Source organism: Streptomyces sp. NPDC058697 (assembly GCF_042715345.1).
GTDB classification, from domain to species: Bacteria; Actinomycetota; Actinomycetes; order Streptomycetales; family Streptomycetaceae; genus Streptomyces; species Streptomyces liliifuscus.
This window is the reverse complement of the sequence record NZ_JBHXSU010000012.1, coordinates 21,203-44,342: the sequence shown is the minus strand read 5'-3', so window position 1 is coordinate 44,342 and position 23,140 is coordinate 21,203. Positions and strand designations below refer to the sequence as shown.

The window sequence follows — 23,140 nt, the reverse complement described above, 5'->3', positions numbered from 1 at the left end:
CGAATCCCGCCCCGCCCCGCGCCAGGCCGTCGGCTACAGCCGTCCCGCCTCCACGATCCGGCGCAGAAACCGCCGCGTGCGTTCCTCCCGCGGGTCGCCGAACACCTCCTCGGCCGTGCCGCGTTCCAGTACGACGCCGCCGTCGAGGAAGCAGACCTGGTCCGCGACGTCGCGGGCGAAGCCCATCTCGTGCGTGGCCAGCACCATGGTCATGCCGTCCTCCTTCAAGTCCCGCACGACAGCGAGGACTTCACCCACCAGCTCCGGGTCGAGGGCCGCGGTGATCTCGTCGAGGAGCAGCAGCCTGGGGCGTACGGCCAGGGCGCGGACGATGGCGGCCCGCTGCTGCTGGCCGCCGCTCAGCCGGTCCGGGTACTCGCCCGCCTTGGCGCCGAGCCCGAGCCGGTCGAGCAGCTCACGGGCGTGCGCCTCCGCCTCCGCGCGGTCCACGCCGTGCACACGGCGCGGGGCCAGCGTGATGTTCTGCAGGACGGTCATGTGCGGAAAGAGGTTGTACGCCTGGAAGACCACGCCGATCCGGCGGCGCACCGCGTCCTGGTCGGCCCGGGGGTCGGTGATCTCCTCGTCGTCCAGCCAGATGGCGCCGTCGTCGATCTCCTCCAGGAGGTTCGCGCAGCGCAGCAGCGTCGACTTGCCCGAGCCGGAGGCCCCGATCAGCGCCGTCACCGTGTGCGGGGCGACTTCCAGATCGACGTCCCGCAGGACCACCGAGTCGCCGAAGGTCTTGCGGACGGCCTCCATCCGCAGCACGGGCACGCCGGAGTCCCTGGGTGTCTCGCTCATATGCTCCCTCCCTGCGCCTGCCGCCGGTCCATCCGTGCCGTGACCCAGTCGGTGAAGCGGGTCATGGGGATGGTCAGCGCGACGAAGACCAGTCCCGCGACGATGTACGGCGTGTAGTTGAGGCTGCGGCCCACGATGATGTCCGCGGCGCGTACGGCGTCGACCGCGCCGCCGATCGAGACGAGCCCGGTGTCCTTCTGGAGCGACACCAGGTCGTTGAGCAGCGGCGGCACCTGACGGCGTACGGCCTGGGGGAGCACCACGTACCGCAGCGCCTGACGGTTGTTCAGCCCCAGTGAGCGGGCCGCGGCGCGCTGCGAGGGGTGGACCGACTCGATGCCGGCGCGGAACACCTCGGCGACGTACGCCGAGTACGTCAGGGTGAGCGCCGTCCCGCCGAGCAGCACCGGGTCGACCGTGATGCCCTGCAGCCGCAGCGCCGGCACGCCCAGGACCACGATCATCAGGTTGATGATCAGCGGCAGCCCGCGGAAGAAGTCGGTGTACGCGGCGGCCAGCGCCCTCAGCGGGAAGAACACCGGCCCGCGCAGGGTGCGGGCGACGGCGATCAGCATGCCGAGGACGAGGACCGCCGCGCCGCACACCAGCAGGAGCCGGACGTTCAGCCACAGCCCTTCCAGGACCTTGGGGAACGCCTCGCGCGCGTACTGCGCGCTGAAGAACGTCTCCTTGGTGCGCGGCCAGCCGGGCGCGTTGACGACGACGAGGTAGAGGACGATGCCGGTCACGAGGGTGGACAGCGCGGCGATCGCCGTCGCGCGGCGGGCACGGGAGCGCTTGTACCGCTCCCGCTCGATCCGCCGCCGCGACGGGACGTACGCCTCGCGCGCCTCTCCCTCGCCGGAGTCTCCTTCCGGCTCCCCGGCCGACTCCTCCTTCACGACCGTCACTTGAGGACCGGCGCGTCGACGGCGTCGGACAGCCACTGCTTCTCGACGGCGGCGAGGGTGCCGTCCTCGCGCAGGGCGTCCACGGCGTCCGTCACGCACGAGGTGAGCGCGCTGCCCTTGTCCAGCACGAGCCCGAACTGCTCGGGCGCACCGCCCTGGTTCTCGAACTGTCCGACGATCCTCGCGTCCGTCACCTCGGCCGCGGTGATGTAGAACGCGGTCGGCAGGTCGACCACGATGGCGTCCACCTGGCCGTTCTTCAGCGCGGACTTGGCCTGGTCGTTCTTCGCGTACGCGGCCGGCTCCTCGGTCGGCTTCACCACGTCGTTGATGTAGTTCAGGCTGGTGGTGCCGACCTGGGCGCCCAGCTTCACGCCCTTGAGGTCGGCGATGTTCTTCGCCTTCGCGGCCTTGGAGTCCTTCAGCGCGATGACGGCCTGGCGCACGTCGTAGTAGCCGGACGAGAAGTCGACGGCCTTCTTGCGTTCGTCGCTGATCGACACCTGGTTGATGTCGAAGTCGAAGGTCTTCTCGCCGGGCGCGAAGGCCTTGTTGAAGGGCACGCTCTGCCAGACGACGTCACCCTTGTCGTAGCCGAGCTGCTTCGCCACGGCGTACGCCACGGCCGACTCGAAGCCTTCGCCGTTGGCCGGCTTGTCGTCCTTGAACCACGGCTCGTACGCGGGTTCGTCGGTCGCGATGGTCAGCTTCCCGGAGACCTCGGTGCCCAGCTTGCCCTTGGCGCACGGCTCGGCGCCGGAACCGGTGGGCTTGTCGGAGGCCTTCTCCTCGGGCTGCGGGGCGCAGCCGACGGCGACGGCGAGCAGAGCGACGGTGGCGGTGGACGCGGCGCGGCGCAGGGCGCGTTGGGCGAGATTCATGGCGGGAGAGTGACAGTGGGCAGGCCCGTCTGTCGAGGTCACAGGGGCAACTGTCCGAATCATGGGAACTGGTGTTGCAATGCTGTGAACTCGTGGGGCGCCAGGGCGTCACGACGTCCTGGGCGGTGGCCGCCGGACGTCGGCCACCGCTGCCAGGGCGGGGCCGCCGGCCGAGGGCGGGGATCGACAGGCCGGCGACCCGTCCGCGCAGGAGCCGTCATCCTGTGCGGGACCAGCTACCAGTGGACCGCGCGCGCCCCGTGCGCCGGGAGCGCGTGCGGGGCACCGGAGTGTGCGCTCCGTTCACACGGGGCGCGCACCGGCGCGCACGGCAGGGGACCGCACACCCGACATCGGATGGCTCGCCAACGCCCGCCCGGCGATGGGCGATTCGCCTCCGGGCGGGCGTGGTTCACCAACCTCGCGCGTGCCACTCCGGCAGATGCGGACGCTCGGCGCCCAGCGTGGTGTCGTCGCCGTGTCCCGGGTAGACCCAGGTCTCGTCCGGCAGCGCGTCGAAGATCTTCGTCTCGACGTCGTGGATCAGACTGGCGAACGCCTTCGCGTCCTTACGTGTGTTGCCCACACCACCCGGGAAGAGACAGTCCCCTGTGAACACATGCGGGTGTCCGTGCGGGTCGTCGTAGACCAGGGCGATCGAGCCGGGTGTGTGGCCCACCAGGTGGCGTGCGGTCAGTTCCACGTGACCCACCCGGATGGCGTCGCCGTCCTGGACGGGCACGTCCGTCGGTACGGGGATGCCGTCGGCGTCGTCCCGTCCCGCGTACGTGCGCGCGCCCGTGGCCGTCACGACCTCCGCGAGTGCCTGCCAGTGGTCGCCGTGCTGATGCGTGGTGACGACGGACGCGATGCCGTCGTCACCGATCAGCGTGAGCAGCGTCCCGGCGTCGTTGGCCGCGTCGATCAGCAACTGCTCGTCCGTGGCCCGGCAGCGCAGCAGATAGGCGTTGTTGTTCATCGGGCCGACCGCGACCTTGGAGATCATCAGGTCCCGCAACTCGTGCACATCCGCAGGGCCGCCGACCGTCACCGCTCCGCTGTACGTCATGACGCCCAGCCTATAGCGGGGGGAGGGCGGGCAGCGGACTGCCTTCGACGCTCAGCGCGGACCCGTCGCGGCGGCCCGCGAGCCAGCCGAGGAGCGCGGGCGCGGGGCCGGTCACGGTCACCTCCGCACCGCCCTCGGTGCCCACCGATCGCTCCGGGTCGCCGTCTCCGGAGACGTGTCCCGTGTTCCACGCGCGCGTGCCGTCGGTGACGCGCGTGTGCGGCACCTCGGGGTGCCCGGCGAAACGGTCCGTGAGGAAGACGATCTCCCGCTCCACGAACTCCTCCGGGAGGTCCTCCAGGTCGTATCCGATCCCCAGATCGACGTGGTGCAGCTCGACCTCGGTCCACCGCCGGAACGGCACCCCGGACGCCGAGTCGGTGACACCGTTGCGCAGCTCCACCGTGCGGGACCAGTCCGCGGGTGCGGCCCCGGCCTCCTGGAAGCGGGCCGCGCTCTCGCGGAGGTCGGTGAGCTGTGTCTCCAGGGGCCGTGGGGCGTCCCGCCCGATGTCGGCGTCCCGGGCCTCCCCGGAGACGTACATCGGCCGGCCTTCGAGGACGTTCACCAGGGCGTCCGCGTTGCGGGCCAGGTGGGCCAGGACGTGGCCGCGGCTCCAGCCGGGCAGCCGTGACGGCTCGGCCACGGAGGCGTTGTCCAGTTTGCCGACTGCGGTGAGGAGCCGCTCGGTCGCGTCACGTACAGACGCCAGGTCGCGCACATGATCGTTCATGGGCCCGACGATAGTCCCGCCACACGTTTGGGTGAAGGTTGCGGGCGGCCGCCGTTAATCGAATGCACGTGCTATATGGTCGGGTGTGGCGTCGGGCATGCTGGAGGGCCCGGGATTGTTGTGAAGCAGGGAAACCAGACCGGCGCTGTCAGTGGCTCCCTCTAGTCTGAAAAAGACGGGGGCCCCGTCGTCTGAAAAGCCGGGGGCCTCGCCCCTGTCACTTCTTCTCAAGAAAGGTGCGGACCGGCGTGGCCGACCGTCTCATCGTCCGTGGAGCGCGCGAGCACAATCTGAAGAATGTCTCGCTCGACCTCCCGCGCGACTCGCTCATCGTCTTCACGGGCCTGTCGGGGTCGGGCAAGTCCTCGCTGGCCTTCGACACGATCTTCGCCGAGGGCCAGCGGCGCTACGTGGAGTCGCTCTCCTCGTACGCCCGGCAGTTCCTCGGCCAGATGGACAAGCCGGATGTCGACTTCATCGAAGGCCTCTCCCCGGCGGTCTCCATCGACCAGAAGTCGACCTCGCGCAACCCGCGCTCGACGGTCGGCACCATCACCGAGGTCTACGACTATCTGCGTCTGCTCTTCGCGCGCATCGGCAAGCCCCACTGCCCCGAGTGCGGCCGCCCCATCACGCGCCAGTCGCCGCAGGCCATCGTCGACAGAGTCCTGGAGCTGCCTGAGGGAAGCCGCTTCCAGGTGCTGTCGCCGCTGGTGCGCGAGCGCAAGGGCGAGTTCGTCGACCTCTTCTCCGATCTCCAGACCAAGGGATACAGCCGCGCCCGGGTCGACGGCGAGACGATCCAGCTCACCGAGCCGCCCACGCTGAAGAAGCAGGAGAAGCACACCATCGAGGTGGTCATCGACCGCCTCACGGTCAAGGAGGGCGCCAAGCGCCGTCTGACCGACTCCGTGGAGACCGCCCTCGGTCTCTCCGGCGGCATGGTGGTGCTCGACTTCGTCGACCTCCCGGCCGACGACCCCGAGCGCGAGCGCATGTACTCGGAGCACCTGTACTGCGCGTACGACGATCTGTCCTTCGAGGAGCTGGAGCCCCGCTCCTTCTCGTTCAACTCGCCCTTCGGCGCCTGCCCCGACTGCACGGGCATCGGCACGCGCATGGAGGTCGACCCCGAGCTGATCGTCCCGGACGAGGACAAGTCCCTCGACGAGGGTGCCATCCACCCCTGGTCGCACGGCCACACCAAGGACTACTTCGGACGCCTCATCGGAGCCCTCGCGGACGCGTTGGGATTCCGGACCGACATCCCCTTCGCCGGTCTTCCGCAGCGCGCCAAGAAGGCACTGATCCACGGACACAAGACGCAGATCGAGGTCCGCTACCGCAACCGGTACGGCAGAGAGCGTGTCTACACCACGCCCTTCGAAGGTGCCGTCCCCTTCGTGAAGCGGCGGCACAGCGAGGCCGAGAGCGACGCGAGCCGCGAGCGCTTCGAGGGCTACATGCGCGAGGTGCCCTGCCCCACCTGTCAGGGCACGCGCCTCAAGCCGGTCGTCCTCGCGGTCACGGTCATGGAGAAGTCGATCGCCGAGGTCTCCGCGATGTCCATCAGCGACTGCGCGGACTTCCTGGGCGAGCTGAGGCTCGACGCCCGCGACAAGAAGATCGCCGAGCGCGTCCTGAAGGAGGTCAACGAACGACTGCGGTTCCTGGTCGACGTCGGCCTGGACTACCTCTCGCTCAACCGCGCGGCCGGCACCCTCTCCGGCGGCGAGGCCCAGCGCATCCGCCTGGCGACCCAGATCGGCTCGGGTCTCGTCGGCGTGCTGTACGTGCTGGACGAGCCCTCCATCGGCCTGCACCAGCGCGACAACCACCGGCTCATCGAGACCCTGGTCCGGCTGCGCGACATGGGCAACACGCTCATCGTCGTCGAGCACGACGAGGACACCATCAAGGTCGCCGACTGGATCGTCGACATCGGCCCCGGCGCGGGCGAGCACGGCGGCAAGGTCGTGCACAGCGGTTCCCTGAAGGAGCTCCTCGCCAACGACGAGTCGATGACCGGTCAGTACCTGTCCGGCAAGAAGGCCATCCCGCTGCCCGACATCCGGCGCCCCCACGACCCGTCCCGGCAGCTCACGGTGCACGGCGCCCGTGAGAACAACCTGCAGGACATCGACGTGTCGTTCCCGCTGGGCGTCCTCACGGCCGTCACGGGAGTCTCGGGCTCCGGCAAGTCCACGCTGGTCAACGACATCCTGTACACGCACCTGGCCCGCGAGCTGAACGGCGCCAGGAGCGTTCCCGGGCGCCACACGCGCGTGGACGGCGACGACCTCGTCGACAAGGTCGTGCACGTCGACCAGTCGCCCATCGGCCGCACCCCCCGGTCGAACCCGGCGACGTACACCGGAGTCTTCGACCACGTCCGCAAGCTGTTCGCCGAGACGACCGAGGCGAAGGTCCGCGGCTACCTGCCAGGCCGCTTCTCCTTCAACGTCAAGGGCGGCCGCTGCGAGAACTGCGCGGGCGACGGCACGATCAAGATCGAGATGAACTTCCTCCCGGACGTGTACGTCCCGTGCGAGGTCTGCCACGGAGCCCGCTACAACCGGGAGACCCTGGACGTCCACTACAAGGGCAAGTCCATCGCCGACATCCTGAACATGCCGATCGAGGAAGGCATGCACTTCTTCGAGGCGGTCCCGGCGATCTCCCGCCACCTCAAGACGCTGAACGACGTCGGCCTCGGCTATGTCCGGCTCGGCCAGTCCGCGACCACCCTGTCCGGCGGCGAGGCCCAGCGCGTGAAGCTCGCCAGCGAGCTCCAGAAGCGCTCCACCGGACGCACGGTGTACGTCCTGGACGAGCCGACCACCGGTCTGCACTTCGAGGACATCAGCAAGCTGCTCACCGTGCTGTCCGGCCTGGTCGACAAGGGCAACACGGTCATCGTCATCGAGCACAACCTCGATGTCATCAAGACCGCCGACTGGGTCGTCGACATGGGCCCCGAGGGTGGTGGCGGCGGTGGCCTCGTCATCGCGGAGGGCACACCCGAGGAGGTCGCCGGGGTTCCGGCCAGCCACACGGGCAAGTTCCTGCGGGAGGTCCTGGGCGCCGAGCGCGTCAGCGACGCCTCTGAGGTGAAGGCCCCGCGCAAGACGGCTGCCAAGACGGCCGCCAAGAAGGCGGTGGCCGCCAGGTCGACGACGAAGAAGACAGCGACGGCCAAGACCACCACCGCCAAGGCGACCACGACCAAGGCGACCACCACCAAAACCACCACCGAAAAGGCCGCCAACAACACGGCCACCAAGAAGGCGGCCGCGGTCACGAAGAAGGCGACCCCGGCGAAGAAGACGACGAGGGTCCGCAAGGCCTGAGGCGGCTCCGCGGCCCACGTACAACGCGCCGCGCTCCACGGGAACTCACCCCGGGGCGTGGCGCGTTGCCGCTCTCTAGAAAACGCCCACCTCATGCGCGTACGGCGGTTCCGCGCCCGCCCGCGAGCAGGTGATCGCCGCGGCCCGTGCGGCGAACCGCAGCAACCCGCTCCAGCCGTCGGCACCCAGACCCGCGAGCGCCGGCCCGGAGAGCGCGTCGCGGGCGGCGAGGCCGTGCAGCAGCGCCGCGTTCACCGTGTCGCCCGCGCCGATCGTGTCCACCACGTCGACGGGTTCGCCCGGCACGGAGTACTCCGCGCCGTCACGCGTGAAGGCGGTCAGTCCGTCGCCGCCCCGAGTGACGACCACGGCGGAGGGGCCCGAGGCCAGCCACTCGCGCGGAGTGCCGCCGAGCCACTCCGCGTCCTCCTCGGACAGCTTGAGCAGCGACACCGACGGCAGCCAGCTCTTGAACCGCGCCCGGTAGGCGTCCGCGTCCGGGATCAGCACCGAGCGGATGTTGGGGTCGAGCGCGGTGAACACACCCTGCGCGGACGCGATCCGCATCAGCTCCTCGTACGCGGTCGCGCCCGGCTCCAGTACGAGCGAACAGGTGCCGAACGACACCGCCCGTGTCCCGTCCGGGAGTTGGGAGGGCGTGGAGAACAGCCGGTCCGCGGTGCCCTCGACGTAGAACGAGTACCGGGCCGAACCGCCCGAGCCGATCGACGCGACGGCGAGGGTGGTCGGCTCGGTGCCCCGCTGCACGGACGACACGTCGACGCCCGCCTCGCGCAGTCCGCCGACCAGGGCCTCGCCGAAGGCGTCCTCGGAGATCCGCGAGCAGAAGGCCGCGGGGGAGCCGAGCCGGCCCAGCGCCACCGCCGTGTTGTAGGGGCCGCCGCCGCGCCGCGGGTCGAGCCCCGCGAGCGCGCCCGCCTCACGCGGCACCAGATCGATCAGGGCCTCACCGGCGACGACGATCACGAGTCGGATCCTTTCTCGGGGCAGCCGCACGAGGTGCGGTGCACGAAGGCGGAGGGCAGCCGGACCGTACGGGCCTCGCGGCCGGGGGAGTCCAGCCGGTCGAGCAGCAGCCCTACGGCCTGGGCGCCGATCTCCCTGCTGGGCTGGGAGATCGCGGTGAGCCGGGGCGAGAAGAGGTCCGCCCAGGAGAAGTCGTCGAAGCAGCACAGGGCCAGGTCACGAGGCACGGACAGGCCCCGCTCGCGCACGGCCCGCAGCGCGCCGATGGTCATCGCGTTGTTGGCGGTGACCAGTGCCGTCGGCGGCGCCGGGAGGGACAGCAGGGCGCCGGTCGCGCGCTCGGCACCCGCCGCCTCGGAGTTGCCGTGGACCACGAGCCGCTCGTCGTACGGGAGCCCCGCGTACGCCAGGCCGTGCCGGTAACCGGTGATCCGCTCACTCGTCGTGCTGAGCCCCGGCAGGCCCGCGACCAGGCCGATCCTCTTGTGACCCAGTCCGGCGAGATGCCTGACCAGGAGCGTGACGGGTTCGGTGCTCTCCGCGCAGACCTGGTCGAACACGAAACCGGGTGGCGTCCGGTCGCCGGCGACCAGCCGGTCCAGGAACACCGTCGGTACGTCGTGCCGCCCGAGATAGCCGAGCAGCTCCTCCGGATGCGCGGACGGCGCGACGAGCATGCCGTCCACCCGCCGCTCGTGCAGCAGCTGGACCACCTTGCGCTCATGCACCGGATCGTCGTGCGGGTCCGCGATCAGCAGGCTGTAGCCGCGCTCCAGGGCACCGGCCTCCACACCCTGCAGGATCTCCGTGAAGTACGGGTTGCTGATCGCCGACACCGCGAGCCCGATCGACCGGGTGCGCGAGGTGACGAGGGATCTGGCCAGGGTGTTGGGCGTGTAGCCGAGTTCGTCGATGGCGTCGAGCACGGCCTGGCGGGTGGCCGGCCGCACCGGGCGGGTGTCGTTGAGCACGTGCGAGACCGTCGCGACGGACACGCCCGCACTCCGGGCCACGTCGACCATGGTCGCCATGGGTGAGCCCCTCCCTCGCCCTCGCCGACGCCCACGTCGGACGCCGTCCCGGATCGGACCGTACCCGAAGCCGCGGGAGACGTAAACGCTTACGTAAACGTTTACGTCAAGAGCTCTGAGGGAGGCCCCTCACTCCCAGTCCCACCCGATCCCCACGATCCCCGACCGCACCCGCTGCTCCACCACGTGGACCGACCGATGGCGGTCGCTCAGCGCCAGCTCTTGGCGGCCGCTCCGTGGTGCCGCGGCCGAGTGCTGGGTGAACCGGTGGCAGCGCACGGGCAGCGTGTCCTCGGCGAAGCGCACCTGGAGGGCGTACTGCCCGCCGGAGAAGCCGAACCCGCGGACGTACTCACCGCACGCGCCGGCCGTGCCGTCCTCGACGCCGTAGCGGAACAGGAAGGTGTCGCCCGCACGCAGCCGTGTGTCGAAGAGCAGCTCGGCGACGAGGACTCCGGTGTCGTGGTGCCACAGGACGCGTCCCGTGCGGCAGTTCTCCAGGGCGTGCACCTCCATGTTCTCCGGGGTGCATCCCGGGTCGCCGTGGTGGATGGCGACGAAGCGGTCGATGCCCTCCTTGTGGGCGCGCACGATGTGCTGGGAGTCGCGTCCCAGCAGTTCGCGCCGGGCGCCGATCCGTACGCGCTCGTGGTGGCCGATGGTGTGCAGGCCGCCGTCGAGCGGTGAGTCCAGCTCGGCCAGCAGCTTCTCCAGGGCGCCGGAGGCCTCCACGAGGGCGCGGTACGAGCGGGCCGCGGCGCGTTCCGCCTCGGGGCGCTCGTCGGCCTTCGCGAGCAGCCGGATCAGCGACTCGTCCGGCAGCTGGAGTATCTCCTCCAGGGCACGCACGGCCCGCAGCGACTCGGGGCGCTGTGGGCGCCGGGCGCCCTGCTGCCAGTAACTCAGGCTCGTCACGCCGACCTTGACCCCGTACCGCGTCAGATGGTGCTGCACGCGCTGCAGCGGCAGTCCACGGGTGGCGATCGCGACGCGCAGGGCGACATGGAAGGGGCCGCCCCGCAGGGCCGTCTCCAGCTCCGCCGTGGCGGCGTCCGCGTGTTGTGTGCCGTCCCGCATCCAGGGGCCTTTCTGTGAGTGCCCGCAACGGCTGGTCGGGCCGTTCGGGCTGGTCGGAGGGGCCACACGGCCGGCGTGCGGGGGACGTTCACGTCCCTGTGCGGTGGTGCCCGCCCCAAGTCACCCCGCATTGAAGCGTGTTGATCAGGCCCGGACAACACCTGGTGCGCAACCTCGCTGTCCGTACGCGTTCCCCAACACCCCGGTCGGGGCGTGCGCCTCATGGCTCCAGCAGGTCCCGGATCGTCCGTGCCGAGAGCGCCGACTTGGGCAGGAAGCCGCGGGCGGGGCTGTCCGCCACCAACTCCTCGAAGTCCTCCAGGGAGTGCGTCGAGATGAGGATCACGGCGGGCACGGCGTCCGCGAGCAGTTCCGCCACGTCGAGGCCGTTCTCGCCGTCCAGGTCGAGATCGACGAGGGCGACGTCCGGGGTGAGTTCACGCGCGCGCGTGAGCGCCTCCGCGCCCGTCGAGGCGACGCCGACGACCCGGACCCCGCCACGCTCCAGCAGGGCGCGCGCGGCCTCCAGGAACCGGGCGCTGTCATCGACGATGAGACAGCGCATGGACATGCGGACAGCTTCCCAACCGGCTGCCGGGTTGGCTTTCCGGCTAGCCGGTAAGTGCTGAAGTCCCATGCCGGAAAACTTCGTTCGAGCTCACGGAGCGCAGTGGCGGGTGACGCGCGGTAGCATGTCGCTGCCCTGGGGTGACCGTGTTCTGCCGGTCTGGTGGGGGTGCGCGATGAGGAAGCCCAACAGCAAAGCCGGGACGCACCGGACGCGCCGCGTGGTCCTCGCGGGAGCGCTGTCCGCAGCGCTGGTCGTCGCCGGCTGCGACGGGGGCGGGGACGAGCCTGGAGGCGGGGACGAGCGCTCCGCGAAGCGCGGCGGCGACACCACGTGCGACGGCAGGCTCGAAGGCACCACCGACATCACCGTGTGGTTCCACGCGGGACCGAGCGGAGAGCTCGACACCCTTCGCCGCCAGGTCAAGGACTTCAACGCCGAACAGAAGGACGTACGGGTCGAGCTGATCACGCTTCCCGAGGAGCGCCCGTACGACGAACTGGTCGTCTCCGCGGCCGCCAGCGGCGAACTGCCCGACCTGCTCGACTTCGACGGCCCGAACCTCTACAACTACGCCTGGTCGGGCAAGCTCAAGCCGATCGACTCCTGTGTGCCCGAGTCGGTGAAGGCCGATCTCCTGCCCTCGATCCGCAAACAGGGCACCTATGAGGGCCGGTTGTGGGGCGTCGGAACCTTCGACTCCGGGCTCGGCCTCTACGTACGGCCCTCCGTCCTGAAGAGGGCCGGCATCCGTGTCCCGAGCGGCCCGGACGACGCCTGGACGGCCGCCGAACTGACCGGCATCCTGCGGAAGCTGCGCAAGGAGGGCTACGAAAAGCCTCTCGACCTGCGCCTCAACTACGCGCGCTCTGGCCAGGAGTGGAACACCTACGGGTTCGCGCCCGCCGTCTGGTCGGCCGGCGGCGACCTCATCGACCCCAAGGACCTGCGGACGGCGGAAGGTTTCCTCAACGGGCCCGAGGCGGTCGGGGCGATGACCACCCTCCAGAACTGGGTCAAGGAGGGTCTTGTCGACCCGAACAAGGACGACAAGGCCTTCACCGGCGGGCGCAGCCCCGTCTCCTGGGTGGGGCACTGGACCTACCCCGAGTTCAGCAAGGCGTTCCCGGACGACGTGAAGATCGTTCCGCTGCCCGACTTCGGCAGGGGAACCGTCACCGGGATGGGCTCCTGGCAGTGGGGTGTCACCGCGGGCGCCGCCGACGGGGACGCGGTCTGGCGGTTCCTCGCCCACCTCCTGAAGCCCCGGGAGGTACTGCGGATGAGCCGGGCCAACGGGGCGATCCCGGCGACGGACAGTGCGGTCGAGCTCTCGCCGAAGTTCGCCGAGGGCGGTGCCGAGCGCCTGTTCATCGAGCAGCTGAAGAGCGGAGTCGCGCGGCCGCGGTCGCAGACCCCGGCCTATCCGGCGGTCAGCGGTGCCTTCTCGCGGGCCTTCGCGGAGATCATGCTCGACCGTGCACCGGTGCAGGCCGCCCTGGACAAGGCGGTCCGCCGGATCGACAAGGACCTGGCCGATCACCAGGGTTACCCGTCGGCCGGGCCATGAGACCCGGCGGACGACGTACCCCGGGCGGGATACGCGGGCCCGAGGACGCGGAACGAAGGCAGCCGGGCATCGTACGGAGATCGGCCGGCGCACTCGGCGCTGTCCGCCTGCGGAGGCCCGGCCGGGGCGGACGGCCCGGACTTCCTGGTCGGCCCGGACTTCCTGGTCGGTCCGGACCGCCTGGACGGTCCGGACGAATCGGCCGGCCCGGACGAACCGGCCGCACCCGCACCGGAACCCCGCTGCTCGCCCGCCTGCGCGTCGGCACCAAGCTCATGCTGCTGGTGCTGCTGCCGGTCTCCGGGCTGCTCGCCTTCACGGTCTTCTCGGCCGTGACCGACTGGCGCGAGGCGCGCACCCTGCGGGACTTCAGGACCGCCACGCGCGTCTCCTTCGCCCTGACCGCGCTCACCGAGGCCCTGGCGCGTGAGCGCCTCGCCGAGGTCCTCGTGGCGGTGGACCCGGACCGGCAGGGCGTGACGGCCGAACGGGACGCGGCCCGGCGCGCCACGGACCGGGCGCTGACCGCCGCGCGGGAAGGCGCCGAGGGCGGCACCGGGCAGCCGGACGTCCTCGGACAGCTCGACGCCAAGGGCAGGCAGCTCTTCGCGACCCGACTGGAGGCGGGCAGCGGCTCGTTCACCCCGATGGAGACCGAGCAGACGTACGCGAGCCTCACCAACGACCTGCTCAACACCGTCCACCATCTCGACTCGGGCCGCCCCTCACGGGCCTCCGGCCGTGCCGCGGACGGCTATCTGGCCGCACTGGAGGCCATCGAGGCCGCCGAGCGCGAACGCGCCGACCTGGCCGTCCTGTTCGCGACAGGCCCCGGGAACGCCTCCGGAGCCACGGGCGACCCCTCGCAGGCACTGAGCGACCCCTGGCAGGCCCTGGAGGCCGCCCAGCTCGACACCTTCCGGCAGAACGTCTCGGGACGGCTCAAGGTGCGGCTGTCGGGCGTGCTGCTCCAGCCCGCGGGCCGTACCGTCCGGGCCACACGCGAGGCCCTCGCCGCGGGCGACACCGCGAAACTGCCCTCCCTGGACCGCTGGCTGGCCGCCTCCACCGGCCGCCTCACCGCCCTGCGCGCGATCGCGGACGCCGCCGAGGACGAGCTGGCGACCGCCGCCGACCGTGATCTGCGGGCCGTGAAGGAGCGCGGCGAACGCGAACTGGGCCTCTCCGTAGTGGTCCTTCTCGCCGTCACCGTCCTCGCGCTGGCCCTGCGCCGCTCGATCAACCGCCCCCTCACCGAGGTGTCCGAGGGCGCCAAGGCACTCGCCGACGGCGACCTGTCGTACGACATCCGCTACACGGGACGCGACGAGATCGGCGACGTGGCCGACACCTTTCGCGAACTCCACGTGACCAGCGAGCGGTTCGCCGCCGAGATCCGCACCATGAACACGGCGATCGACGACAACCGGCTCGGCCACCGGGCCGACGTCGCGGCCTTCGGCGGGACCTGGGCGCAGCTGCTGCGCGGCATGAACGCCACCATGGCGTCGTTCGCCGCCGCCCACGGACGGCGCGACAAGGCCGAACAGGAGCTGGAGAGCATCTTCAACCTCTCCCTGGACCTGCTGTGCATCAGCGGTCTCGACGGCTACTTCAAGCGCGTGAACCCGGCCTTCGAGAGAACACTCGGCTACCCCGGCAGCACCCTGCTGTCCCGGCCGTACATCGACTTCGTGCACGAGGAGGACCGGGACCGCGTCCAGGCCATCCTCGACCGGCTGGCGACCGGCGCCGAGGTCGTCGAGTTCGAGAACCGCTACGTACGCGGCGACGGCAGCGAGTGCTGGCTCCAGTGGAGCTGCCGTCCCGTCATCGAGGAGGGCCTCATCTACGCCGCCGCGCGCGACGTCACCGAGAGCCGCAGCGCCGCCCGCGAACAGGCCGCGCTGCGCAGCGTCGCCACCCTGGTGGCCCGCGGCGTCCCGCCCCACGAGGTGTTCACGGCCGTCGCGCACGAGGTGGGACTGCTGCTGAGCACGAGTTCCGCGGCCGTCCTGCGGTACGAGGCCGACGGCGCCGCCACCGTCCTCGGCTCCGCCCGTACGGCCGCGACGGAGGGCCAGGAAGCGGCGCGGGCGGTGGCCGCCACCGGGCGCGCGGCCCGCGTCGGCCGTTCCGTCGGGGCGCCGATCGTCGTCGACGACCGCCTGTGGGGCGCCGTCGTCGTGGCCGCCTCGCGCCCCGAACCGCTGCCCAGGGGAACCGAGTCGCGGCTCGCCGACTTCACGGAACTCATCGCCACCGCCATCGCCAACGCGGACAGCCGCGCCCAACTGGCCGCCTCACGCGCGCGCGTGGTGGCCGCCGGTGACGCGTCCCGGCGGCGCATCGAACGCGATCTGCACGACGGCGTCCAGCAGCGTCTCGTCTCGCTCCAGCTGGACCTGCGCATGGCCGAGTCCATGACGGCGGACCAGCCGGCCGAGCTCGTCGAGCAGCTGGCGCACATCGGCAAGGGCCTGGACGACGCCTTCGAGGACCTGCTGCAGATCTCCCGGGGCATCCATCCGGCGATCCTCTCCAAGGGCGGCCTCGGCCCCGCCCTGCGCGCCCTGGCCAGGCGTTCCGCCGTACCCGTGGAGCTGGACCTGGAGCTGCCGGGGGCCCGCCTCCCGGAACAGACCGAGGTGGCTGTCTACTACGTGACCTCCGAGTGCCTCACCAACGCCGCCAAGCACGCGCGCGCGACGGTGGTCGAGGTCCGGGCCAGGGTGTACGAGGACGTCCTGGAGGTCGTCATCGGCGACGACGGGGTCGGGGGAGCCGATCCGGGCGGCGGCTCCGGGCTGATCGGGCTCACCGACCGGGTCGAGGCGGCGGGCGGCAGGCTGACCGTCAGAAGCCCGCCGGGCAGAGGGACCACGCTGATCGCACGGCTGCCCCTGCCGCGGTCCGCCGCGGAGTGACCGGCGGCGGTCCCCGGACCGACCTGCGGGCGTCTCCGGTCTGATCGACAGCCGTCTCCGGCCCGACCGGTGGCCGTCTCAGGCCCGACCGACCCGCGACCGACCCGCGACCGACCCGCGGCCGTCCCCGGACACGTGACTGCCCGGAACGTACGCGGCTTCGGAGGTCCAGCGAGGGGGAGTCCTGGACTCGGTGGCGCGCGTGCGCTCCGGGCGGCCTGCACGGACGGTGAGGCGGCCGTCCGGCTTCAGGGGCGGGACGTCCCGCCGTTCGGTGCCGACCGCAGGCGCTTGGCGCGCACGATGTCGGGGTCGCGGGGGTCGAGGCCGGAGCGCAGGCCCTCGGTGTACCGCTCCTCGTCCCCGTACGGGGAGAACCCGTCCTCGTGCGGCCGCACACGGACCGACCGCCGGCGCTTCTCGATCCGTGTCTGTCGCATCTTTCGCAGCCTTTCGGTCATCGGCCCGCCGCCCCTCGCCCGGGGCGGCGGCCCACCTGCATCTGCACTGCTACGAGCATTCCCTCGAACTGTCTTCGTGTCGTCACGGCCAGCCCCCGAAACGGCTTCCGGTTCTCCACCATTGCCCACCTGCGGCTAGCCGTAACCGGCCATGTCCGGCAGGCTGTTGGAGGCGTACCGCAGACGCGCACCGCACAGGTCGGCCGAGCGGACGGGGAGCACCATGGACGCAGCACAGCCGCCCGCGCGCGGGAGGGTCGTCCTGGCCGACGACGACGTCCTGCTCAGAGAGGGTCTGGCCAGTCTCTGCGAGCGCCTCGGCTACGAGGTGGCGGGCCAGGCCGGCGACGCGAACGGGCTCCTGGAACTGGTTGCCGAGCACGTGCCGGACCTGGTGATCGTCGACATCAGGATGCCGCCCACCCACTCCACGGAGGGGCTGAAGGCGGCCCGCGGCATCCGCGAGCGGTATCCCGACCTCGGCATCCTCGTCCTGTCCGCCTTCGTGGAGGTCGAGGACGCCCTGGAGCTGCTCGCGAGCGGGCGGCGGATCGGCTATCTGCTGAAGAGCCGGGTCACGGTCGTGGAGGAGTTCATCGAGGCGCTGGACCGTATCCGCAAGGGCGGCTCGGTCGTCGACCCCTCCCTGGTGCGGGAGCTGGTCTCGGCGCAGCGCCGAGACGACCCGCTGTCCTTCCTCAGCACCCGGGAGCGGGAGGTCCTGGAGCTCATGGCCGAGGGCCGCTCCAACGCCGGCATCGGGCGGCGTCTGTGGGTGACCGAGGGCACCGTCGAGAAGCACGTCCGCAGCATTCTCGGCAAGCTCCGGCTGCCGGAGGCCGCGGATGACCACCGGCGGGTGTTGGCGGTTCTTACGTTCCTGGAGTCACGCTAGGCGCTCCGCTGGAAGGGGCGCACGAAGGTCGTGTGCAGTCTGCGGGCCGGCCGTGGCTTGTCGCGCAGTTCCCCGCGCCCCTTGACGGGGCGCCGCGGTGTCACACCCCGCCAGTAGGGTGTGAGACATGGCCGACCCCTCCAGCTACCGCCCCAAGCCGGGACAGATCCCCGACTCGCCGGGGGTCTACAAATTCCGCGACGAGCACCGCCGGGTGATCTACGTCGGGAAGGCGAAGAGCCTGCGCCAGCGCCTGGCGAGTTACTTCCAGGACCTCGCCGGTCTCCACCCGCGCACCCGCACGATGGTCACCACGGCCGCGTCCGTGGAGTGGACGGTGGTGTCCACGGAGGTCGAGGCGCTGCAGCTGGAGTACTCCTGGATCAAGGAGTTCGACCCCCGGTTCAACGTCAAGTACCGCGACGACAAGAGCTATCCGTATCTCGCGGTCACCATGAACGAACAGTTCCCGCGCGTGCAGGTGATGCGCGGCCAGAAGAAGAAGGGCGTGCGCTACTTCGGTCCCTACGGACACGCGTGGGCGATCCGCGACACCGTGGACCTCCTCCTGCGCGTCTTCCCCGTACGGACCTGCTCCGCGGGCGTGTTCAAGAACGCCGCGCGCACCGGCCGCCCCTGTCTGCTCGGCTACATCGGCAAGTGCTCCGCCCCCTGCGTCGAGCGCGTCTCTCCGGAGGAGCACCGCGAACTCGCCGAGGAGTTCTGCGACTTCATGGCCGGCCGCACGGGGACGTACATCCGCCGCCTGGAGCGGAGGATGACGGACGCGGCGGAGGACATGGAGTACGAGCGGGCCGCCCGCCTGCGCGACGACATCGAGGCCCTCAAGAAGGCCATGGAGAAGAGCGCCGTCGTGCTCGCCGACGCGACGGACGCCGACCTGATCGCGCTCGCCGAGGACGAGCTGGAAGCGGCCGTGCAGATCTTCCACGTCCGCGGCGGCCGGGTCCGCGGCCAGCGCGGCTGGGTCACCGACAAGGTCGAGGCCGTCACCACGGGTGACCTGGTCGAGCACGCGCTCCAGCAGCTCTACGGCGAGGAGACCGGCGACTCCGTACCGAAGGAGGTGCTCGTCCCGGCGCTGCCCGAGCTCGTGGAGCCCGTCCAGGACTGGCTCGCCGAGCGCCGCGGGTCGAACGTGTCGCTGCGCATCCCGCAGCGCGGCGACAAGAAGGCCCTCATGGAGACGGTCCAGCGCAACGCGTTCCAGGCGCTCGGCCTGCACAAGACCAAGCGGGCCTCCGACCTCACCACCCGGTCCAGGGCCCTGGAGGAGATCGCCGAGGCCCTCGACCTGGACAGCGCGCCGCTGCGGATCGAGTGCTACGACATCTCGCACCTCCAGGGCGACGACGTCGTGGCGTCGATGGTCGTCTTCGAGGACGGGCTGGCGCGCAAGAGCGAGTACCGCCGCTTCCAGATCAAGGGCTTCGAGGGCCAGGACGACGTCCGGTCCATGCACGAGGTGATCACCCGCCGCTTCAGGCGGTACCTCGCCGAGAAGGAGCGGACCGGCGAGTGGGCCGACGACGAGACCGGGTTCACCGAGGAGGACGGCCGGCCCAAGCGGTTCGCGTACCCCCCGCAGCTGGTCGTCGTCGACGGCGGGCAGCCGCAGGTCGCCGCCGCCCGGCGCGCGCTTGACGAGCTCGGCATCGACGACATCGCCGTGTGTGGCCTGGCCAAACGTCTCGAAGAGGTCTGGGTGCCGGGCGAGGACGACCCGGTGGTGCTGCCACGTACCAGTGAAGGGCTCTATCTTCTTCAGCGTGTGCGCGACGAGGCGCACCGCTTCGCGATCACCTACCAGCGCGCCAAGCGGGCCCGGCGGTTCAGGGCGAGCCCGCTGGACGACGTGCCGGGCCTCGGCGAGACACGCAAACAGGCGCTGATCAAGCATTTCGGCTCGGTGAAGAAGCTGCGGTCCGCGACAATCGACCAGATCTGCGAGGTTCCCGGCATAGGGCGCAAGACGGCCGAGTCGATCGCCGTGGCCCTCGCCCAGGCGGTCCCGGCGGCACCCGCCGTGAACACCGCGACTGGAGAGATCATGGAAGACGAGACAGACGCGACAGACGCGGAATCCGAAACGACGACGGGTTCCGCGGGGGAGCCCGTGTCCGCAGGCTCCTCGGACGAACGACGGGGGCAGGAGAGATGACCGAGCACGAGCAGGAAGAACCCTCGGCAGGGCGCACGGCGGAGACCGAACCGCCCGCGGCCGGAACCGGGGAACCGCACACGGCCGAAACAGAGGCATCGCACAGCGAAGCACGCGAGGATCGAACGCAACGAGAGGCGGCCGGCGAGGAAGCCGGCCAGGAAGCCGACGAAGCGGCACAGAAAGACGGAGCGGAAGTGAACACGGGCACGACCATCGATTCGGCAGGCGCCCCCGAGGCGGCCATTCCGGAGCTGGTGATCATCTCCGGGATGTCGGGCGCCGGCCGGTCCACCGCCGCCAAATGTCTGGAGGACCTCGGCTGGTTCGTCGTCGACAACCTGCCGCCCGCGCTGATCCCCACCATGGTGGAGCTCGGCGCCCGCTCGCAGGGGAACGTGGCGCGGATCGCGGTCGTCGTCGACGTCCGCGGACGTCGATTCTTCGACAACCTGCGCGAGTCCCTCGCGGACCTGGAGACCAAGCACGTCACCCGGCGGATCGTGTTCCTGGAGTCCTCGGACGACGCCCTGGTGCGCCGCTTCGAGGGAGTGCGCCGACCGCACCCCCTCCAGGGCGACGGCCGCATCGTCGACGGCATCGCCGCCGAGCGCGAACTGCTGCGCGAGCTGCGCGGCGACGCCGACCTGGTGATCGACACCTCCAGCCTGAACGTGCACGAGCTGCGCGCCAAGATGGACGCCCAGTTCGCGGGCGAGGAGGAGCCCGAGCTGCGGGCCACCGTCATGTCCTTCGGCTTCAAGTACGGCCTGCCGGTCGACGCCGACCTGGTCGTGGACATGCGGTTCCTGCCCAACCCGCACTGGGTCCCGGAGCTGCGCCAGTACACCGGCCTCAACGAGGAGGTGGCCGCGTATGTCTTCAACCAGCCCGGCGCCAAGGAGTTCCTCGACCGGTACGCCGAGCTGCTGCGCCTCATCCAGACCGGCTACCGCCGCGAGGGCAAGCGCTATGTGACCATCGCGGTCGGCTGCACCGGCGGCAAGCACCGCTCCGTCGCCATGTCGGAGAAGCTCGCCGCCCGTCTGGTGTCCGAGGGAGTGGAGACGGTCGTCGTCCACCGGGACATGGGCCGCGAATGACAGGACGTAGTCCGCGGCTGAGCAGACTGCGGCGGATGGCCCCCGAGGCACGCGGGGGCAAGCCCGTCGAGGGCCGTGGCGCCAAGCCGCGCCGCCGCGGTGCCCAGCCCAAGGTCGTCGCGCTCGGCGGCGGCATGGGGCTGTCCGCCTCGCTCGCCGCGCTGCGCCGCATCACCGGCGACCTCACCGCGGTCGTCACGGTCGCCGACGACGGCGGCTCCAGCGGCCGTCTGCGCGACGAGCTGGGCGTGCTCCCGCCCGGCGACCTGCGCAAGGCCCTGGCCGCGCTGTGCGGTGACGACGACTGGGGCCAGACCTGGGCGCGCGTCATCCAGCACCGCTTCCAGTCCAAGGGCGAGCTGCACGAGCACGCGGTCGGCAATCTGCTGATCGTCGCCCTCTGGGAGCAGCTCGGCGACCATGTCCAGGCCCTCGACCTGGTCGGCAGGCTGCTGGGCGCGCACGGCAGGGTGCTGCCCATGTCCGCCGTGCCCCTGGAGCTCCAGGCGCTGGTCAAGGGCCATGACCCGGAACGGCCCGAGGACATCGACACCGTCCGAGGCCAGGCGACCGTGGCGCTCACGCCGGGCGAGGTGCAGTCCGTGCACGTCGTGCCGCACGACCCGCCCGCCGTCCCCGAGGCCGTCGCGGCGGTCCTCGACGCGGACTGGGTGGTCCTCGGCCCCGGCTCCTGGTTCTCCTCGGTGATCCCGCACCTGCTCGTGCCGGAACTGCTCGACGCGCTCACCGAGACGAAGGCCCGCCGGGTCCTCTCCCTGAATCTCGCTCCGCAGCCCGGAGAAACCGATGGCTTCTCCCCGCAGCGTCATTTGGAGGTTTTGGGACGACACGCCCCTAAACTCGCCCTGGACGTGGTGCTGGCCGACGAGGCCGCCGTGCCCGACCGCGATTTACTGACCGATGCCGCCAAGCGGTTCGGCGCCGCGGTCGAGCTGGCGCCCGTGGCCCGGACCGATGGGTCTCCGAGGCACGATCCGGAGCTGTTGGCCGCCGCGTACGACCGTATTTTTCGGATGCATGGAAGGATCGGCCCATGGCGATGACGGCAGCGGTGAAGGACGAGATCTCCCGGCTTCCCGTCACCCGGACCTGCTGCAGAAAGGCGGAGGTCTCCGCCATCCTGCGGTTCGCGGGCGGCCTTCACCTGGTGAGCGGCCGCATCGTGATCGAGGCGGAGCTGGACACGGCGATGGCGGCGCGCCGGCTGAAGCGGGACATCCTGGAGATCTTCGGCCACAGCTCCGAGCTGATCGTGATGGCTCCGGGCGGTCTGCGCCGCGGCTCCCGTTACGTCGTACGGGTGGTCGCGGGCGGTGATCAGCTGGCCCGCCAGACGGGGCTCGTGGACGGCCGTGGACGCCCGATCAGGGGTCTGCCGCCGCAGGTGGTCTCGGGGGCCACCTGCGACGCCGAGGCCGCCTGGCGCGGGGCCTTCCTGGCGCACGGCTCGCTCACCGAGCCCGGCCGCTCGTCCTCCCTGGAGGTGACCTGCCCGGGCCCGGAGGCCGCGCTCGCGCTGGTCGGCGCCGCCCGCCGCCTCTCGATCGCCGCGAAGGCCCGCGAGGTACGGGGCGTGGACCGGGTCGTCGTCCGGGACGGGGACGCCATCGGCGCGCTCCTCACCCGCCTCGGCGCCCACGAGTCCGTGCTGGCCTGGGAGGAGCGGCGGATGCGCCGCGAGGTCCGCGCCACCGCCAACCGGCTCGCCAACTTCGACGACGCCAACCTGCGGCGCTCGGCCCGCGCGGCCGTCGCCGCCGGGGCCCGCGTCGGGCGCGCCCTGGAGATCCTCGGCGAGGAGGTCCCGGAGCACCTCGCGGCCGCCGGACGGCTGCGCATGGAGCACAAGCAGGCCTCCCTGGAGGAGCTGGGCGCGCTCGCCGACCCGCCGCTGACCAAGGACGCCGTCGCGGGCCGGATCCGCCGACTGCTCGCCATGGCCGACAAGCGGGCCCAGGACCTCGGCATCCCGGGCACGGAGTCCACGCTCACCGAGGAAATGGCCGACAACCTCGCGGGCTGAACCACGGAGACCGCGGCGGGTTGAGCCACGGGAGACCGCCGAGGGCTGAACCGTGCAGACCGCCGAGGGTTGAGCCACGGAGATCGCCGAGGCTGAACCATGCAGACCGCCGAGGGTTGAGCCACGGAGACCACCGAGGGTTGAACCACGCAGAGCGCGGCGGGCCGAGCCGCGGGAGACCGCCGAGGGCTGAACCGTGCAGACCGCCGAGGGTTGAGTCACGGGGATCGCTGCGGGTTGAGCCATGCAGAGCGCGGTGGGCCGAGCCACGGAGACCGCCGAGGGCTGAACCGTGCAGACCGCCGAGGGTTGAGCCACGGAGACCACCGAGGTTTGAGCCATACAGAGCGCGGCGGGCCGAGCCGCGGGAGACCGCCGAGGGTTGAGCCATGCCAACCGCAGAGGTTGAGCCACGGAGATCGCCGAGGCTGAGCCATGCAGACCGCGGCGGGCTGAGCCACGCAGACCGTCGCGGGCCGAGCCAAGGAAATCGCCGCGGCCCTGGCCCGCCGCAGCTCCCCAGGCCGGTCTGCGGACCCGTCCGTGG

18 protein-coding genes are annotated in these 23,140 nt (G+C 71.2%); 8 read left to right on the top strand and 10 right to left on the bottom strand.

Going from position 1 to position 23,140, the window contains the following annotated elements:
* Window positions 1-33: 33 nt before the first annotated feature.
* From ACFWXQ_RS26535 to ACFWXQ_RS26515, 5 genes are all read right to left on the bottom strand, one after another.
* Entirely contained in the window at window positions 34-804 is a 771-nt protein-coding gene (locus tag ACFWXQ_RS26535; protein WP_383936142.1) for an amino acid ABC transporter ATP-binding protein, read from the bottom strand.
* Window positions 801-1,715, bottom strand: coding sequence for an amino acid ABC transporter permease (locus tag ACFWXQ_RS26530; protein WP_383936140.1), 915 nt, complete (start codon window positions 1,713-1,715; stop codon window positions 801-803). The genes ACFWXQ_RS26535 and ACFWXQ_RS26530 overlap by 4 nt, the downstream gene beginning before the upstream one ends.
* Window positions 1,712-2,596, bottom strand: coding sequence for an ABC transporter substrate-binding protein (locus ACFWXQ_RS26525; protein ID WP_383936138.1), 885 nt, complete (start codon window positions 2,594-2,596; stop codon window positions 1,712-1,714). Before ACFWXQ_RS26525 ends, ACFWXQ_RS26530 begins: the two co-directional genes overlap by 4 nt.
* Window positions 2,597-3,008: 412 nt before the next feature.
* Entirely contained in the window at window positions 3,009-3,665 is a 657-nt protein-coding gene (locus ACFWXQ_RS26520) for an MBL fold metallo-hydrolase (protein WP_383936136.1), read from the bottom strand.
* A gap of 10 nt (window positions 3,666-3,675) precedes the next feature.
* Window positions 3,676-4,398 carry a maleylpyruvate isomerase family mycothiol-dependent enzyme gene (locus ACFWXQ_RS26515; protein ID WP_383936134.1) on the bottom strand — a complete coding sequence of 241 codons (723 nt, stop codon included), beginning with the start codon at window positions 4,396-4,398 and terminating at the stop codon, window positions 3,676-3,678.
* A gap of 248 nt (window positions 4,399-4,646) precedes the next feature.
* Between ACFWXQ_RS26515 and uvrA the strand changes: the two genes are divergently transcribed.
* The gene (uvrA, locus tag ACFWXQ_RS26510) at window positions 4,647-7,748 is read left to right on the top strand and encodes an excinuclease ABC subunit UvrA (protein WP_383936132.1); all 3,102 of its coding nucleotides are present in this window, start codon (window positions 4,647-4,649) and stop codon (window positions 7,746-7,748) included.
* Window positions 7,749-7,823: 75 nt separating this feature from the next.
* Here uvrA and ACFWXQ_RS26505 read toward each other — a convergent pair whose 3' ends face one another.
* From ACFWXQ_RS26505 to ACFWXQ_RS26490, 4 genes are all read right to left on the bottom strand, one after another.
* Window positions 7,824-8,735 (bottom strand): carbohydrate kinase, encoded by a 912-nt coding sequence (locus ACFWXQ_RS26505; protein WP_383936130.1) that lies wholly within the window; start codon window positions 8,733-8,735, stop codon window positions 7,824-7,826.
* On the bottom strand, window positions 8,732-9,766 hold the full coding sequence (locus ACFWXQ_RS26500) for a LacI family DNA-binding transcriptional regulator (protein ID WP_383936128.1): 1,035 nt from the start codon (window positions 9,764-9,766) through the stop codon (window positions 8,732-8,734). Before ACFWXQ_RS26500 ends, ACFWXQ_RS26505 begins: the two co-directional genes overlap by 4 nt.
* Window positions 9,767-9,895: 129 nt before the next feature.
* Window positions 9,896-10,843, bottom strand: coding sequence for a hypothetical protein (locus ACFWXQ_RS26495; protein ID WP_383936126.1), 948 nt, complete (start codon window positions 10,841-10,843; stop codon window positions 9,896-9,898).
* A gap of 220 nt (window positions 10,844-11,063) precedes the next feature.
* Window positions 11,064-11,414, bottom strand: a complete 351-nt coding sequence (locus ACFWXQ_RS26490; RefSeq protein ID WP_383936124.1) for a response regulator transcription factor — start codon at window positions 11,412-11,414, stop codon at window positions 11,064-11,066.
* Between the two features lie 172 nt (window positions 11,415-11,586).
* Here ACFWXQ_RS26490 and ACFWXQ_RS26485 point away from each other — a divergent pair, with 172 nt between their 5' ends.
* On the top strand, window positions 11,587-12,981 hold the full coding sequence (locus ACFWXQ_RS26485; protein WP_383936122.1) for an ABC transporter substrate-binding protein: 1,395 nt from the start codon (window positions 11,587-11,589) through the stop codon (window positions 12,979-12,981).
* A gap of 275 nt (window positions 12,982-13,256) precedes the next feature.
* Window positions 13,257-15,908: a PAS domain S-box protein gene (locus ACFWXQ_RS26480; protein ID WP_383936121.1), complete on the top strand. Its 2,652-nt coding sequence runs from the start codon at window positions 13,257-13,259 to the stop codon at window positions 15,906-15,908.
* Between the two features lie 248 nt (window positions 15,909-16,156).
* On the opposite strand, the gene ACFWXQ_RS26475 is transcribed toward ACFWXQ_RS26480, so the two are convergent.
* On the bottom strand, window positions 16,157-16,348 hold the full coding sequence (locus ACFWXQ_RS26475; RefSeq protein WP_383936119.1) for a hypothetical protein: 192 nt from the start codon (window positions 16,346-16,348) through the stop codon (window positions 16,157-16,159).
* A gap of 244 nt (window positions 16,349-16,592) precedes the next feature.
* Between ACFWXQ_RS26475 and ACFWXQ_RS26470 the strand changes: the two genes are divergently transcribed.
* From ACFWXQ_RS26470 to whiA, 5 genes are all read left to right on the top strand, one after another.
* The gene (locus tag ACFWXQ_RS26470) at window positions 16,593-17,264 is read left to right on the top strand and encodes a response regulator (RefSeq protein ID WP_383936118.1); all 672 of its coding nucleotides are present in this window, start codon (window positions 16,593-16,595) and stop codon (window positions 17,262-17,264) included.
* Between the two features lie 127 nt (window positions 17,265-17,391).
* Window positions 17,392-19,446: an excinuclease ABC subunit UvrC gene (gene uvrC, locus ACFWXQ_RS26465; protein WP_383936116.1), complete on the top strand. Its 2,055-nt coding sequence runs from the start codon at window positions 17,392-17,394 to the stop codon at window positions 19,444-19,446.
* Window positions 19,443-20,549, top strand: a complete 1,107-nt coding sequence (gene rapZ, locus ACFWXQ_RS26460; protein WP_383936115.1) for an RNase adapter RapZ — start codon at window positions 19,443-19,445, stop codon at window positions 20,547-20,549. The genes uvrC and rapZ overlap by 4 nt, the downstream gene beginning before the upstream one ends.
* Window positions 20,546-21,613: a uridine diphosphate-N-acetylglucosamine-binding protein YvcK gene (yvcK, locus tag ACFWXQ_RS26455; protein WP_200398993.1), complete on the top strand. Its 1,068-nt coding sequence runs from the start codon at window positions 20,546-20,548 to the stop codon at window positions 21,611-21,613. Before rapZ ends, yvcK begins: the two co-directional genes overlap by 4 nt.
* On the top strand, window positions 21,604-22,593 hold the full coding sequence (gene whiA / locus ACFWXQ_RS26450) for a DNA-binding protein WhiA (protein ID WP_055615083.1): 990 nt from the start codon (window positions 21,604-21,606) through the stop codon (window positions 22,591-22,593). Before yvcK ends, whiA begins: the two co-directional genes overlap by 10 nt.
* The last annotated feature ends 547 nt before the right edge of the window (window positions 22,594-23,140 follow it).

Coding starts and splice junctions, on each gene's coding strand:
- ACFWXQ_RS26535 (WP_383936142.1), bottom strand. CDS start 804: ATGAGCGAGACACCCAGGGACTCCGGCGTGCCCGTGCTGCGGATGGAG.
- ACFWXQ_RS26525 (WP_383936138.1), bottom strand. CDS start 2,596: ATGAATCTCGCCCAACGCGCCCTGCGCCGCGCCGCGTCCACCGCCACC.
- ACFWXQ_RS26520 (WP_383936136.1), bottom strand. CDS start 3,665: ATGACGTACAGCGGAGCGGTGACGGTCGGCGGCCCTGCGGATGTGCAC.
- ACFWXQ_RS26515 (WP_383936134.1), bottom strand. CDS start 4,398: ATGAACGATCATGTGCGCGACCTGGCGTCTGTACGTGACGCGACCGAG.
- ACFWXQ_RS26500 (WP_383936128.1), bottom strand. CDS start 9,766: ATGGCGACCATGGTCGACGTGGCCCGGAGTGCGGGCGTGTCCGTCGCG.
- ACFWXQ_RS26495 (WP_383936126.1), bottom strand. CDS start 10,843: ATGCGGGACGGCACACAACACGCGGACGCCGCCACGGCGGAGCTGGAG.
- ACFWXQ_RS26490 (WP_383936124.1), bottom strand. CDS start 11,414: ATGTCCATGCGCTGTCTCATCGTCGATGACAGCGCCCGGTTCCTGGAG.
- ACFWXQ_RS26485 (WP_383936122.1), top strand. CDS start 11,587: ATGAGGAAGCCCAACAGCAAAGCCGGGACGCACCGGACGCGCCGCGTG.
- ACFWXQ_RS26480 (WP_383936121.1), top strand. CDS start 13,257: ATGCTGCTGGTGCTGCTGCCGGTCTCCGGGCTGCTCGCCTTCACGGTC.
- ACFWXQ_RS26475 (WP_383936119.1), bottom strand. CDS start 16,348: ATGCGACAGACACGGATCGAGAAGCGCCGGCGGTCGGTCCGTGTGCGG.
- ACFWXQ_RS26470 (WP_383936118.1), top strand. CDS start 16,593: ATGGACGCAGCACAGCCGCCCGCGCGCGGGAGGGTCGTCCTGGCCGAC.
- uvrC (WP_383936116.1), top strand. CDS start 17,392: ATGGCCGACCCCTCCAGCTACCGCCCCAAGCCGGGACAGATCCCCGAC.
- rapZ (WP_383936115.1), top strand. CDS start 19,443: ATGACCGAGCACGAGCAGGAAGAACCCTCGGCAGGGCGCACGGCGGAG.
- yvcK (WP_200398993.1), top strand. CDS start 20,546: ATGACAGGACGTAGTCCGCGGCTGAGCAGACTGCGGCGGATGGCCCCC.
- whiA (WP_055615083.1), top strand. CDS start 21,604: ATGGCGATGACGGCAGCGGTGAAGGACGAGATCTCCCGGCTTCCCGTC.